This window comes from Sinorhizobium numidicum, from assembly GCF_029892045.1.
GTDB classification, from domain to species: Bacteria; Pseudomonadota; Alphaproteobacteria; order Rhizobiales; family Rhizobiaceae; genus Sinorhizobium; species Sinorhizobium numidicum.
Map to the genome: position 1 here is coordinate 2,390,538 of NZ_CP120368.1, position 12,894 is coordinate 2,403,431.

At 61.1% G+C, this 12,894-nt stretch carries 11 protein-coding genes; 5 read left to right on the top strand and 6 right to left on the bottom strand.

Annotation, left to right across the window (positions count from 1 at the left end):
- Positions 1-15: 15 nt before the first annotated feature.
- The 5 genes from PYH37_RS22715 to PYH37_RS22735 all read left to right on the top strand — a co-directional run bounded on the left by PYH37_RS22715 (position 16) and on the right by PYH37_RS22735 (position 4,201).
- Complete coding sequence (locus PYH37_RS22715; RefSeq protein WP_280733669.1) at positions 16-1,119, top strand: hypothetical protein; 1,104 nt, start codon at positions 16-18, stop codon at positions 1,117-1,119.
- Between the two features lie 144 nt (positions 1,120-1,263).
- Positions 1,264-2,238 (top strand): MBL fold metallo-hydrolase, encoded by a 975-nt coding sequence (locus tag PYH37_RS22720; RefSeq protein WP_280733671.1) that lies wholly within the window; start codon positions 1,264-1,266, stop codon positions 2,236-2,238.
- A 343-nt stretch (positions 2,239-2,581) separates the two neighbouring features.
- The gene (locus PYH37_RS22725; RefSeq protein ID WP_280733672.1) at positions 2,582-3,265 is read left to right on the top strand and encodes a MerR family transcriptional regulator; all 684 of its coding nucleotides are present in this window, start codon (positions 2,582-2,584) and stop codon (positions 3,263-3,265) included.
- Between the two features lie 319 nt (positions 3,266-3,584).
- A complete protein-coding gene (locus tag PYH37_RS22730) occupies positions 3,585-3,827 on the top strand; it encodes a hypothetical protein (protein ID WP_280733673.1) in 243 nt (80 codons plus the stop codon).
- 20 nt (positions 3,828-3,847) lie between these two features.
- Complete coding sequence (locus tag PYH37_RS22735) at positions 3,848-4,201, top strand: EF-hand domain-containing protein (RefSeq protein ID WP_280736140.1); 354 nt, start codon at positions 3,848-3,850, stop codon at positions 4,199-4,201.
- A 228-nt stretch (positions 4,202-4,429) separates the two neighbouring features.
- Here PYH37_RS22735 and PYH37_RS22740 read toward each other — a convergent pair whose 3' ends face one another.
- From PYH37_RS22740 to PYH37_RS22765, 6 genes are all read right to left on the bottom strand, one after another.
- Positions 4,430-5,287 (bottom strand): NAD(P)H-binding protein, encoded by an 858-nt coding sequence (locus PYH37_RS22740; RefSeq protein WP_280733674.1) that lies wholly within the window; start codon positions 5,285-5,287, stop codon positions 4,430-4,432.
- A 185-nt stretch (positions 5,288-5,472) separates the two neighbouring features.
- Complete coding sequence (locus PYH37_RS22745) at positions 5,473-6,165, bottom strand: hypothetical protein (RefSeq protein WP_280733675.1); 693 nt, start codon at positions 6,163-6,165, stop codon at positions 5,473-5,475.
- An 18-nt stretch (positions 6,166-6,183) separates the two neighbouring features.
- Positions 6,184-7,368 carry a gluzincin family metallopeptidase gene (locus PYH37_RS22750; RefSeq protein ID WP_280733676.1) on the bottom strand — a complete coding sequence of 395 codons (1,185 nt, stop codon included), beginning with the start codon at positions 7,366-7,368 and terminating at the stop codon, positions 6,184-6,186.
- 35 nt (positions 7,369-7,403) lie between these two features.
- Entirely contained in the window at positions 7,404-8,225 is an 822-nt protein-coding gene (locus PYH37_RS22755) for a TfuA-like protein (protein WP_280733677.1), read from the bottom strand.
- A 4-nt stretch (positions 8,226-8,229) separates the two neighbouring features.
- A complete protein-coding gene (locus tag PYH37_RS22760; protein ID WP_280733678.1) occupies positions 8,230-9,468 on the bottom strand; it encodes a YcaO-like family protein in 1,239 nt (412 codons plus the stop codon).
- On the bottom strand, positions 9,452-12,529 hold the full coding sequence (locus PYH37_RS22765; protein ID WP_280733679.1) for an ATP-binding protein: 3,078 nt from the start codon (positions 12,527-12,529) through the stop codon (positions 9,452-9,454). The genes PYH37_RS22760 and PYH37_RS22765 overlap by 17 nt, the downstream gene beginning before the upstream one ends.
- Positions 12,530-12,894: the final 365 nt, after the last annotated feature.

Sequence of the window (12,894 nt, forward strand, 5' to 3'; positions counted from 1 at the left end):
TTCGGAGCCACATCGATGACGCCAGCCGAAAGGCCCTGTGAGGAGACGATCCGGCTTGCGCTCGGCCGGATTCTTGACAGCAAGGACTTTCAACGCTCGGAGCGTCTGCGCGGTTTCCTCGCCTATGTGGTCGAAAAGGAATTGGCCGGCGAAGGCTCCCAGTTGAAGGGATACACGATCGCCGTCGATGTTTTCGGGCGCAGTCCGACCTTCAACGCCGACAGCGATCCACTCGTGCGTGTCCATGCCGGAAAGCTGCGCAAGCTGCTAAAGGCCTTTTACGAGGCAGAAGGTGTAGACGAGGAATGGCAGATCACCATTCCGAAGGGAACTTACGTCCCGGAATACCGACGATTGAGCCCGCGGACCTCCGGCAATATGGGTCCCTCGGCCGACCAGACCGGCGGGAGCCGTCGCGGGCGCCGGCCTTCATGGCAACCCGCCCCCCTCTCCTCGCCCTGGGCCGTGCTGAGTGTTCTGCCGCTTCTCCTTTTTGCGCCTCTGCCATCGCCGGAAATGACGCTCCATATCGACGCGGAGGCCAAGCTGGTCAACGGGTCGATGGCCGCCCTCCGGGAGCTTCCATCCGTCAGCGTGAGGGTGATCGGCCCGGAGCACGAAGACACCAAGCGTTTCGCAGCGATGCTGCGCGAGGCCGCGCTCGGCCACAAGACACTTGCCCGGGCAAGCGCGGCCAACGACAGGCACACACCGGCCGCCAGTCAGGCACTGACATTTTCGATCACGCTCGCCTGGCATGACGCGCCGGCGCCCGGCATCCGCATCACCCTTTGGCACGAGGGCGAAGGCATCCCCTTACGGCATGATTTCATCGCGGCGGACCGGCTCGCGAGCGAACCCGACATTCTTTACGAGAGCACTTCGCTTGCCGCACAGCTTTTTGCGCTCGACGGCGAGATCTACGCCCATGCTGCCCTCGAAGGCGTCCAAAGCGCGCTGATGCAATGCATGTCGGCAACCGCGCGCTACCGAAAGCTGCTGACACGCGGCAGCTTCCAAGAGGCCCTCGAGTGCCAGCAGAAGCTCGGACCTCTTAACGGCGACGAACCATTCTTCATCATATCCGCCGACAGTCCGCTCAAGGTCATCGGTCACTGAGGTGGAGCAAGTAGAAATGTCTTTCCGCCCGCAATAACTATTTTCCGCCCTACCCAGCTTCGCCCATCCAGCGCGGACCAGAGCAGGACCCGCAGTGGTCTGCCCCCGTCCGCATCGCTTCAAACAACGACTGAGGAGAGAATGATGACCACTCGCAGATCGGTACTCAAGGGAACGCTGTCCCTCATGCTGGCCGCCACGGCCATGACGACGCTCGCGCCGCTCGGCGCGGTCGCGAAGGCGCCGCAAATCAAGTCGCAGGCTCCGGGCTACTATCGCATCATGCTGGGCGACTTCGAGATCACCGCGCTTTCCGACGGAACGGTCAAGTTCCCAGTCGAATCGTTTTATGTCGGCCCCAAGGACGAGATTGCTGCGCTGCTCAACAAGGCATTCCTCGAGTCGCCGGTCGAGCTGTCGATCAATGCCTTTCTGGTCAACACGAATGACCGGCTGGTGCTTATCGATTCCGGCAGCGGTGGCTTCTTCGGCCCGACACTCGGCAAGCTCGTTCCCAACCTCGTCGCCGCCGGCTACCAGCCGGAGCAGATCGACGACGTCATCCTCACCCATGCCCATGTGGATCACCTGGGCGGCCTCGTTGCCGGGGAAAAGATCGTCTTTCCCAACGCGACGGTTCACCTGAACCAGCGCGATGCCGATTTCTGGCTGAGCTCTGCCAACCGCGACGCCGCACCGGAGGCGAAAAAGGACTTCTTCTCGATGGCCGTGCAGGCGCTTGCGCCTTACCGCGACGCCGGCCGGCTGAAAACCTTTGCCGACGGGACCGAGCCGGTGCCGGGCTTCAAGACGATCCTGCGTGCCGGCCATACTCCCGGCCATAGCGCGGTCGCCATCGAGAGCAAGGGCCAGAAGCTCGTATTCTGGGGCGACATCACCCACGGCGATGTCGTGCAGTTTGACGAGCCGGACGTGACGATCGGCTTCGACGAGGACCCGGCCGCGGCTGCAAGCGCGCGCGATGCTGCCTTCGCTGAGGCGGTCAAGGAGGGATACCTCGTTGCCGGCGCGCATACGCGTTTCCCCGGCATCGGCCATGTCGGCACGGACAGCGACAACTTCGATTGGGTACCGCTGAACTATAGCGCGACGCTCTGATCCGCGGTTCTCAGCGCCGCGCCCCTTCCGGACGCGGCGCCGAAACGCATTTGCCCGCGACATTGAGGGGTGTTCATTTCGGTGATTCGCGCTTACCGTGAACATGTGCGTTGGATTTTATGCCTGGTTGCTCAAGGGAGCACCGCACGTTCACGCGAACGCGCAAACAAGCTCCGGCTCGTCGACGTTGCACCCGCTTAAGGCTGCGATGATCGCTTAAGGGCCAGCACATTGGTCTGCAGTATCCGTGCCTTGCGCATGGTGTGCCTCACGGACAACAGGTATCGGCGGTTGCGGTCTGATGGATCGCAGTACGTCTAATCGTGCGAACGGGGGGCTTTGAATGTCGCAGGATTCAAGGAAGCACGCCGGCCTCGGGGAAGCGCCTGACCCTGTCGGCTTTCTGCCGAGGCTGTCGATTCCTTACCATGGCTCGCAGGACCGGCTCGCGATTGCCGAGATGGCGGAGGCCTTCGGCGTGACCCACCGCACGCTTCATTTCTACGAGGAGAAGGGGTTGCTGCGGGCAGCGCGCCTCGGGCCGATGCGCGTCTACGGCGAGGCACATATCCGCCGCATGGCGGTGATCAATGCCTGCCGGGAAATCGACATGCCGATCGCCGCGATCCAGGAACTGATGGCGGCCCTTAACGAGGCGGAAAGCCAGGCGGAGGCCGACCGCCTGTTTCTTGCCGCGCTGCAGTCGCGCCGCCGCGAGCTCGCCGCGCAACAATCCATCCTGCGCCGGCAGATGCAGCGGATCGCCGAGCTCCTGGAATCCGGATCGGCCGATGACGACGATGATCCGATCGCTGCCGCCGGGAATGTTCACCTCTCGCCGATCGAAGCCGAATGCCTCGGCTTCATGGCCGAAGGCTACCCCGCCGCGCGCATCGCTCGACTGATGGACATGGAACTGACCGCCGCGCTGACGCTCGAATCCGGCATCATCCGCAAATTCGATGCCCACAACCGCTTCCAGGCCGTCGCCAAGGCCGGGCTGGCGGGCATGATCGCATCGGAATAGATGCCGAGCGGGAACGTGAGGCCGCCGCTCTGAGGTCCGCAGCCTTGGATCACGGCTGACACGACTTGTTGCCATTGGTGATCAGTGATTGTACGGCCGGAGAGTTGTCTTCATCCATAGGCAGCAGTAGTATTTACTGGCAGCTGTGAACGTCTTCGTCGACAGGCTGCATGTTTTGCCATTGAGCTGCTTCTGACCGAACAGAAGAACCTCTCGTATTTCGAGGGGCCATACTCAGAAGCTTATTTTCGTCCGACGCCGCTCAGTGGCGCCTCCGCCGATCTGTATTGAATACGAACGGATATATTGGGAGGAAAAAATGAGCAATCGCACGATAACTCTGATTCTCGCAGGCGGTCTCGCCCTGTCCGGCTGTGCCGGGACACCCCAGAGAGTAGCGGGAACCAATCCCGAATTCGGCTGCATCGCCGGAAGTGTCGGCGGCGCAGTCCTTGGCGGCTTAGTCGGCGCTACCATCGGCTCCGGAACCGGCCAGCTCGTGGCGGTAGGCACCGGCGTCGCGCTCGGCGGTGCAGCCGGCACCGTCTTGACCTGCAGGTGATTTGAGAAGGAACCCGGATGATGGAAAGATTGGTTTTGGCTGCGGCATTCGCGCTCAGCCAGGTTGCTTTCGCCCTTGCGCAGGATCAATCCGCTGCAATGTACCAGGGGCAGATGGACCACCTCGACAGCAACAAGAACGGCGCGGTCGACCGATCCGAATACCAGGCCTTCATGACGACGGCCTTCGCGAACCTGGACAAGAACAAGGACGGCAGCCTGCGCTCCGACGAGGTGGCGCAGGTTCTGAACACGCAGCAATTTGCAGCCACCGACGCCAACCGCGACCGCAAGATCAGCCAGAACGAGTTCATGAACAGAGTGATGGCAGACTTCAGGACGGCCGACCGCAGCGGCGACGGCAGCCTGCAATAGCAATAGCTCACGCGGGTCCTTGCTCGCGTCTGATCCTTTAGCCGGCCTACCGCCTGACTTTTCTGCCGGATGGAGCAGAAGCATGGGCGCGGCAAAGCCCGAGCGCCAATACCTCTGGCGCCTGCGGACGCGCAGTCGAGGTGGGGGTAGTGCATGCAATTGCGCGCCCCTTTTTCGCTTAATGCTAAATCGGAGCGTGGGGCGATGAGCATCCCTTCTCGCTCTCACCTAAGACGTTGCAACCATTCTCCGAAGAAAATCTTCGAAGCTCTCCCCGGTCCGGCCCGACACGACCTCGAAATCGGGGGAGACACCGGTGTAGCGCCCCTCGGAAATGGATTTGCACAGGCTCGAAAAGGCATGCGGCCATGGATCCGCCATTTCCGCCCAGGCCCGCTGCAGGTAGTCCGCCGGCGAACAGGAAACGTAGTGCAACGGCATGTCGAAAACGCTGCTCGCGATCTCGGCGATCTCCTCGAACGAATATGCTTTCGGCCCGGTCAGCGTATAGATTTTGCTGCCGCTGCTGTTTGAAGCGACGAGTGTTGCGAGCGCCTCCGCCACGTCGTCGCGCGAGATCGGGGCGACACGCGCGGTCCCCACCGGCAGCGACAGTTCCCCGCTTGCGAATGCCGGCTGGAGCCAATTCGCAAGAATGAGATCGGCATAAAGGCCGCACCGCACTATCGTCCACTCCACTCCGGAGCCGAGCAGCCGGCGTTCGGCGTCCCTATAGACCGGCGTGAAATAGAAGTTCGACGCTTCGTCGATATCGGTAATACTCGTGAAGACCACGTGCCGGACGCCGGCGGACGCCGCCGCCTCGATGACATTGGCGTGGTGGCGCATCACGGCGCGTGCATCGCCATCGCTGGCGACGAAGACAAGCCGGTCAACGCCTTGAAAGGCCCGTTCGAGCTTCGCCCGGTCGTCGTAATTGGCGATCCGTATAGTAAAGCCGGCGGTTTGGACCTGCGTTGCCCTGGCGAGACTGCGCACCATCCCTGAGACGGCATGGCCCCGCTCGGAAAGCCGCCGCAACACGGCGCCGCCGACATAACCCGAGGCTCCCGTTACAAGGATCATGGCCGCTCTCTCGACGAGATCATCTTCTCACGGCGCTACTGCATGTTCTTAATCGGACCGATTTAAGAACATGCAGCGTTCAGAGTGTTACAGCGACCCTTGTGAGTCTGAAAAGACGCAAGGAGCTGCGTCGCCGCCGGCACCGACATTATCGCCGCATGAGGCCGCGTTGCAAACATACTCCCTCAGTCGCGATACCGCTGCGGCGCCAGCGCCATCGTTTGCGCATAGGTCAGCGGCGAACGGTTACCTGGCATGTTCTCGTCCAGCACCAATGTCTTGATGTCGTCGGAGCGGACGTCAACGGCTATGACAGACTTGAGCTTGTCGATCTGCCAGACGGCGTAGCCAAGTTCAGGGACATATCCGCAATCACACCCGCACTCGCCGCCGAGAATTTCTCGCGGCTCTGTGGGCAAAAACATAATCTGCGGCTTAGGTAATTTGTAGCAATGGCCTTCGTAGGCGTAGCCGTATATTACTCCAATACTCTTCAGATACTCTCCATCATCTCCGCAGCAACTATCTTTAATATTGACATGCACAGGCAATGAACAAACTTCGGAACCTATAAATAAAGCTAACGTAACTTTTTCCCCTTTGGCGCCAATAATTGTGTCAGACAGGTATTCGGCAAAGACTTTCTTGACAGCCATTGCTGCTTCTTTATTATCAGTCCCCGTAGCGGTCTTGTTTGATAGCGCGGCTTCTAGCCGCTCATCGATTTCCCTCTCACTAATCGTGAATATCGGCCGGCAAGCAGCCGGCCGGCCATATAATCGCACCTCGCCAGGACGATACGAGGCGTATTCTGGGTCAGGCAATGTGCCTGGAGGTATACCGGCGCCGACGCCGGGATTTCGACAACAATCGCTCATTTCTCCCTCCTTTATGACTCACCTTGAACCGATGATCTCACGCCACACAAAATTGGTTTCCAGTCGTTCGGCCGCCGCGCCGTCCGCCTTGGCGATGATGGCACTCGCTGCCTGCGCCAGGGTCAACGTGTTTGGGTCAAGCGTCCGCAGCGAGAGGGCAAGCGCCTGCCCGATCGCATCACGCGCTTCCGTCAGTGCCCGCTTAAAAATGAGCGGCTTGACCCTGAAAGCCTCCGCCGTCGCCTGACGAAACCGGTCGAATTCGTCCCGGGCCAGGTCTCGAAGATCGAAATCCAGAAGGCTACTGTCCGCGCAGCCATTCGCGACCAGATCGCGATGATAAAGATCGACGATACTGTCAAAAATGGCTCCAACGAAGGGAAGCGCACGATCGTGCACTTCGCGAGTCACAGCGGACATTTGCCGGAAATTGGTAGCAACGCGGATCTGGGTCTCGGGACTCGTTTCAGCAAACCGGTTCAGTTCGTTATAGAGCAGCAGATTGCCTTTCGTTCGCCGAAGAAGCCGATCGATCGCGGAATCGAAATGCAGGAACGAAATGAGCGACACAGCGTCCGAAAAGGCCTCGGAGAACGAGAAGAAATCGTCGTCGCGCGATATCCCACTTGGAACACCTGTCTCGGACAGCATTATGAGGTGCCCAACTTCGTGAGCGATCGTATCAAAATTCAGTGCGTAAGGCCGTTTGATGCCACCGATGCCGGAACAGCCCAGTTCCAGAAAACCGTAGCCCGCCTGTGCGTTGTCCCAATCTACGAAAGCGACGATTTCGAGCCTTGGAAACGTCTGATCGAAGAACCACCGGATCGGTCGGCCGAGATAACTCCGCCAGATGTCGAGAACGAAACGCACGCAGGCGTAGGCGTGAACGGCTAGAAATGGCCGTGAGGCTGGATCCAGGTTGTCGAAATGGCGGTCCGGGCCCGGCCTTGCCGGCGGGCGCCTTGCCCCGTCGAACGGCGGAAACCGGTTGAAACCATATGGCTGCTTATCGTAAACAGCATCCACCACATACATCGTCGGGTCACTGGGGCCCGCACCGATTTCATCGCGTGCTATCGACAGCCAGACCCGATCCGGCTGTTCATATCCGGGAATGAAGGGAGGTTGCGGGAATATCCAGAAGCGCGTGCCTAGGCGCACGTCGCCGGATTCGAGGGCATCGTCCCGAAGCAGACGCATCGAACAATTGCCTCCCCCGATTAGAAATCCGGCAATTACGGATTCAATTTATAAGTGTTCACTAAATTTGAGTCAATGCCGCTCGCCTCCAAGTCCCTGAGGAAGGTGTTCGTTGCGATCCAGCGATCGGGCACGCACCCGCTGCCCCGGTCCAAAAGCCCCGGCGCGCCCCTTAGCGCAAGAAGCGCATCACGCCTTTTCTGCCCTATGATTTCCTTCCGTAAGTCCTCTGAACTGTCTTCCCGCCACCCAGCAGCCCGCAAGACGGCATCGATAGTGCGCTCGCGAAAATTCATATTTCGCGCCATTGTTGTGAGTTGGTCACGCTCGCCGGGCGTGATGATGTTGCGCCGCATCAGGGCCGAAAACGTCCGCTGCAGATCGATGTGCGAATCCGTCAACGGAAGAAAGCCGAGTTGCGGCGGTCCCGAATGGACGGCCACCGCATCGTCCGGAGCCAGGGCGGGATGAGGAAAAGTGTGCAACGGTTTTCCGCCCGCATCCCGCCCCAGAGCAAGCCGCCAGCGACGGTACCATCTGTAGATCAGGCCGACACCGATCATGCCGAACCCATCGAGTTCCGCCGCCCGGAGAGCGCCCATGCTGGCAGCCCCGATCACGACGATCCCTTGCGCCATCGCCCAGAGGATTTCCTTGTGCCGGACGGCGGGCCTGTCTTCGAATTGGCCGTCGATCAGCACCATCGCACGTGGCCGGAAAGCATGGGCAGCAAGCAGTATGTCGCCCTGCGCAGCCGGCTGCAGATAAATGGCATCGAGAACCGCCTCTGCCTCGGCGAGACGCAGTGTCGGGCCAAGAAACACCAGGATCGGAGCTTGTTTGTTCGTATCGGTCATCGGCTCACCGCAGTACGAAAAAGGGAGACGCGCCAGGAAGGATGGTTCTCACGCATTGCACGCCGGTTTCGCGATCAGCTCCCACCGGCACGGCCAGTATCGGCCCGAGCCGCGCGGATATCACCCTGTCCATCAGTGCGCCGAGATCGGCGACGGCTGCCGATTGAGCTGCTGTCGCGGGCCTTGCCGACGCATTATCGAGAATAAGTCGGCGGGCGTTGGTAACCACGGCATCCGTGCTCCTTCTGTAATGCAGCCTGGTCTGATCGTCACGAGCGCCCGAGATCGCGCCTGCCCGCGCCGAGAGCGCTTCCAGCATTGCGCTCGATGCTGCAGCGGCAAGGCTCGGGCCTGCCGCATAGCCCTCCGTCGGCAGGGCCAGGATCGGCTCACCTGGACCTGTCTCTATCGTCTGACACCAGACCACGCGGACATTTGCTGGCGAAGGGGCCAGCCACAGGGCAAAGGATATCCCGCAGGCACTGGCAACGGAGAGGATGTAATCAACCCGGTCGCCCAAGCCGGTGGGGGCAATCCGCATTCGGTCGAAGAAGCCGTGGGTGGCAAAAGCGCGCGCGAGGGCATCGCGTTCCAAGCATTCCAACAGGCCATGTAGGAACGCGCCATAGCCATTCATGTGGCAGGCGAGCCCCGTGGTCGTACGCATGAACAAGCCATCACCAGCCGGCGGCGGATCGGTGTAACAGGTATGCACCAGTTCCAGGGGAACCGGTTGCGTGCAGCCCGTCGCAACGTCGACACCGGTAATCCAGGGTATCCTCCTTGCCCGCCATCGCGCCCGGCGATCCGGCAGCAGGAAATTTTCAAATAGGCCCTCGGCGATTTCGAGTTCATCGGCCGTGGCAAGAAACGTCCGCTCCGGCGGAATGGCTTCGGCATAGTAGCGCTCGAGCGACTCCATGATCGCCCCTATCGCCGCCTCCGCTTTCGTCAGGCCTCGCCCCAAAGACGTGACTTCGGAAAATGCGTCGGGTCGAACGGCCTGGACGACCGGCAGGCCGATCCGGTCAAGCCCCGTCAGGTCACCGAGGCGGGTTATCAGCGCACGGCGACAGAGTGGCAGAGTCGCGGAGAGAGCGCGTTCGATATCTTCGGCGCCAGGATGATGTGAGAGCGACGCGTACAGACCCGAGAGAATGGAGGCATGAAGATCGGCGAGAGCGCTGCCAGCCGCTCCCGGAGCGTTCGTCTTCCTGCCTTCGGCTTCACCGGTCGAGGACAACACCAAGCTCCTGCATCGAATGCCTGGCTCGCGTCAGCAGGGCCGTTGCGCCCTGGCCTTCGGCGATCTCGATAGCAGAGCGCAAGTCTGCAGCAACCGCGTCCTCGTTCGCCCCGGCCTGCGCATGAAGGATGGCGCGACAGCGATGCAACTCCGCCAGCCAGTAGGCGTGGCCGGTCTCCTCGGCTTTTTCGATCGCTTCGTTCGCAACATCGATCGCAGACTCCAACTTGCCGGCACGCCCTAGCAACGCGGCATGCATGCAAAGATAGATCGGCAGGTCGGCGACGGCCCCGAGGTCTCGCAGGAGCAGCAGCCCATCTTGGAACCTCTTATGTCCGCTCGCGAGACTGCCGCGATGCGCCTCCGCCCAGCCTCCAAAGAGAAGCGACAGCCCGGACAGGGATTGCATTTCGTGCTTCTTGGCAAAACTCGCCATTCGCTCCGAAACGTTGATAAGCCGTTCAAAGTCCTCGCGATAAAAGGCCGAGACAGCTTCCGTATCGAGCGAATGCGCCTTGCTGGGCGCATGCGATATTCGGTCAACAAAAGTGATCATTTTGGAAAGCGCCGCGTCCGATGCTTTCGTCTGCCCCGTCAACCACAAGGAAAGCGACAGTTGACCGAGAGCGCAGACCTTCGCGTCGTGTCCGCCGAACTCCGTCCGGCTTTTCTTCGCCGCCTGCTCGTTATAGAGCGCCAGGCCGGCTTCAATGGCGTCCTTGGTCTCCCGGTGCCGGCCGAGGTTGAAATCGATGGCCCAGATGCAATGATTGACCTGAAGTTGAATTTCCGGATCATCGGCCTTCGCCAGCATGGCCTGCACTTCCAGGGCACGGTCGTGCATGACGTGAAAGTCCGACCCCGTGAGCCACCAGCCCCAATAGATCGGAAACCATTTGGACTGATCCTCCATCGGCTGCCGGCGGGCAATTTCCACGCCGTCTTCATAGAGCTTGCGGGCGGGCGGCGAGTTCAGCCCGACCAGTCCGGTCAGGATTGGTCCCAGTGCCGTAAGCGCCGAAAGCTGCAACGGCTCGACCGTATGCCCATCGCCCACTTGGTCGCAAAGTGCCAGGGCATGTTCGAGGTAGTGTCGCGCTTCGATCATCGCCGACCGGCTCGAATTCTCCTTTCCGGCCAGTATGAACAACTCGATCGCCTCTTTCAGAAGCCCTGCCCGCTCCGCGTGCTCGGCGAGCGCGCCGACATCGATCCAGGGAGCGATCCCGCGATTTTCGCGCACTGCAGCAAAGAGCCGCCGGTGCAACATCTGCCGCTGTTTCCGCAACAGGGCCTTGTAGATCGTCTCCTGGATCAGCACATGCCGAAAACCATAGGCGACGCGCCCGGGCGCCCTGATCCGCATCAGGAATCCCGTCTCGCAGAGCATAACCGCAGCACTCGCGAGCGCCTTCTTTCCGAAATCGGGTAACAGGGCCCGTAGCACCGGCAAATTGACATGCGTGCCGGCGACCGCCGCCGCTCGCGCCACCTCCCTTGCGGAGCCTAGGTGCTGGAGGCGGGCGTTCAATATGGCCTCGAACGCCGAAATCTGAGTAGGTTTGATGCTTTCCGACAGGCTTGTGGCGTCGGATCCGACATTTTCCGACACCCACTGGCAGATTTCCTCGATGAAGAGCGGAACGCCGCCGGATATTCTCTCCGTCACGTCGAAGAGCTCGGGAAGCATGGCCCGGCGATGCTCCGGCCACCTCGCCTCGATCGCCAATCTCGTCTCGTCGCGATCGAGGGGACGCAGCGACAGGCGCGTCGGATCGACAGCGTCCAGCCAATCCGAGCGAAAGCCGAGGCGCGAGGTTACGACGAGCAGAACGGGAAATTGGTGGATGACCCGCGCGGCCTCGCCAAGCAGGTCCTCGGACGTGGGATCGATCCAGTGTATGTCCTCGACCGCCACCACTACCGGGCCGTTTCGACAGACGGCTTCGAGAGCGCGAAATACGGCGCCGCGGGCCTTCTCGCGGATCATCTTCGGATCGTCGTGCGACAGGCGCTCATTTCGCCCTTGCGCCCCAAGGAGATAGGTGAAGAGGTCGATGACCTCCGGGTCGCTGATGCCGTTGCGCTGGAACACTGTCGCCACCGTGGCAGCCGTCAGGCCCAGTTGCCCGCCGCCCCTCGACATTGCGCCGGGAAAACTGTGCATCAAAGGGTGAAGCGTCGAGCGAAAGCCGCCGGGCAGGCATTGGAAAAAAAACAGCTTCGATCGCCTGTCACGCGTCTTTCTGCGGATTTCCCGCAGCAGGCGCGACTTGCCGATCCCTGCCTGTCCTTCGATCAGGAGCAGCGCTCCACGACCGTCGAGAACGCCGTCCCAGCATTGGGCAATCGAATTGAGCTCGCGTTCGCGATCGATGAGCGGACCGCCGAGTCTTCCGAAGGCATAGAACCGGTCAACCTCCATCCGGTGGCCGAGCGCGCGCCAAACCTTTTCGGGCTCGGAGAAACCTTTGAGCACCTTGCTGCCTTGAAACACGAAGGCATGCGAGCGGCCCGCCAGATTTCGCGTGTCCTCGGACACCAGAACGCTGTTCGGCGCGGCGATCCCCTCGATCCGAGTGGCCATCGCGAGGGCGGCCCCGGTGACCGGCTCCTGAGTCCCGTTCTCTTCCGGTGCCTCGCGGACGAGAGCGATGGATGTCGCGATCCCGACGCGAACACACAAATCGTCGCGTCCCGCTTCTCGACCGACGCGCTTGCAGCCCTCGATGATCTTCAGCCCCGCCCGGATCGCGAGCGAGGCCGCGTCCTTCGCATCGAGTTCGATCGGAAAGAGCGCGACCCCGCCGTCGCCGGCCTCGTGCTGCATGACGCCCGAATGCGAGGTTATCGATTGTTTCGCAGCTCGCTGGAAGGCGGACATCAGGTCCTGATAATCCTCGATATCCATCACCTGCATGAGATCGGTCGACCCGACCAGATCGTAGCAAAGGGCGGTTACGATACGCCGCTCGCCGCCAGGCACGGATGAGCGGCCGGGGCGCTGTGCACGCTTGCCCGCTCCTCGTGGTGTGTTGATCCGGCTTTCGCGCAGCATGCACCACTCCCGCCGTCAGTGCGGTCCTCTTCTGACGCGCAAATTCAGTCTAAGTAATTCCTCTTCCGCCTAATTGTTAAAACCGATGTTAGAAGAGGCATGCAGGGGAATATCGTGACCGCACCGCGCCCGTTCAGAAAGTTCTAACATAGGTGGGAAGCTGACCGTCGGATGAGCGAATGTCAATCGGCAGCAAGTTGCAACGCCCGCAGCCGTTCGACCTCCGCTTCCACTACAATAGATCGCAGAGTGCGCCCCGCTTCTTCTCCGCGCCCGCGGCGGCGGGCTGCGGTGTCAACACGCCTGGGCACTGGATTGTTGCACGAATTGAGCGCAACCTTGAATGAGGGCGACGCAGTTCCCGG

What these genes read in the sequence shown, in the direction of transcription:
- PYH37_RS22715 (WP_280733669.1), top strand. Translation starts at nt 16, where the DNA reads ATGACGCCAGCCGAAAGGCCCTGTGAGGAGACGATCCGGCTTGCGCTC.
- PYH37_RS22720 (WP_280733671.1), top strand. Translation starts at nt 1,264, where the DNA reads ATGACCACTCGCAGATCGGTACTCAAGGGAACGCTGTCCCTCATGCTG.
- PYH37_RS22725 (WP_280733672.1), top strand. Translation starts at nt 2,582, where the DNA reads ATGTCGCAGGATTCAAGGAAGCACGCCGGCCTCGGGGAAGCGCCTGAC.
- PYH37_RS22730 (WP_280733673.1), top strand. Translation starts at nt 3,585, where the DNA reads ATGAGCAATCGCACGATAACTCTGATTCTCGCAGGCGGTCTCGCCCTG.
- PYH37_RS22735 (WP_280736140.1), top strand. Translation starts at nt 3,848, where the DNA reads ATGGAAAGATTGGTTTTGGCTGCGGCATTCGCGCTCAGCCAGGTTGCT.
- PYH37_RS22740 (WP_280733674.1), bottom strand. Translation starts at nt 5,287, where the DNA reads ATGATCCTTGTAACGGGAGCCTCGGGTTATGTCGGCGGCGCCGTGTTG.
- PYH37_RS22745 (WP_280733675.1), bottom strand. Translation starts at nt 6,165, where the DNA reads ATGAGCGATTGTTGTCGAAATCCCGGCGTCGGCGCCGGTATACCTCCA.
- PYH37_RS22750 (WP_280733676.1), bottom strand. Translation starts at nt 7,368, where the DNA reads ATGCGTCTGCTTCGGGACGATGCCCTCGAATCCGGCGACGTGCGCCTA.
- PYH37_RS22755 (WP_280733677.1), bottom strand. Translation starts at nt 8,225, where the DNA reads ATGACCGATACGAACAAACAAGCTCCGATCCTGGTGTTTCTTGGCCCG.
- PYH37_RS22765 (WP_280733679.1), bottom strand. Translation starts at nt 12,529, where the DNA reads ATGCTGCGCGAAAGCCGGATCAACACACCACGAGGAGCGGGCAAGCGT.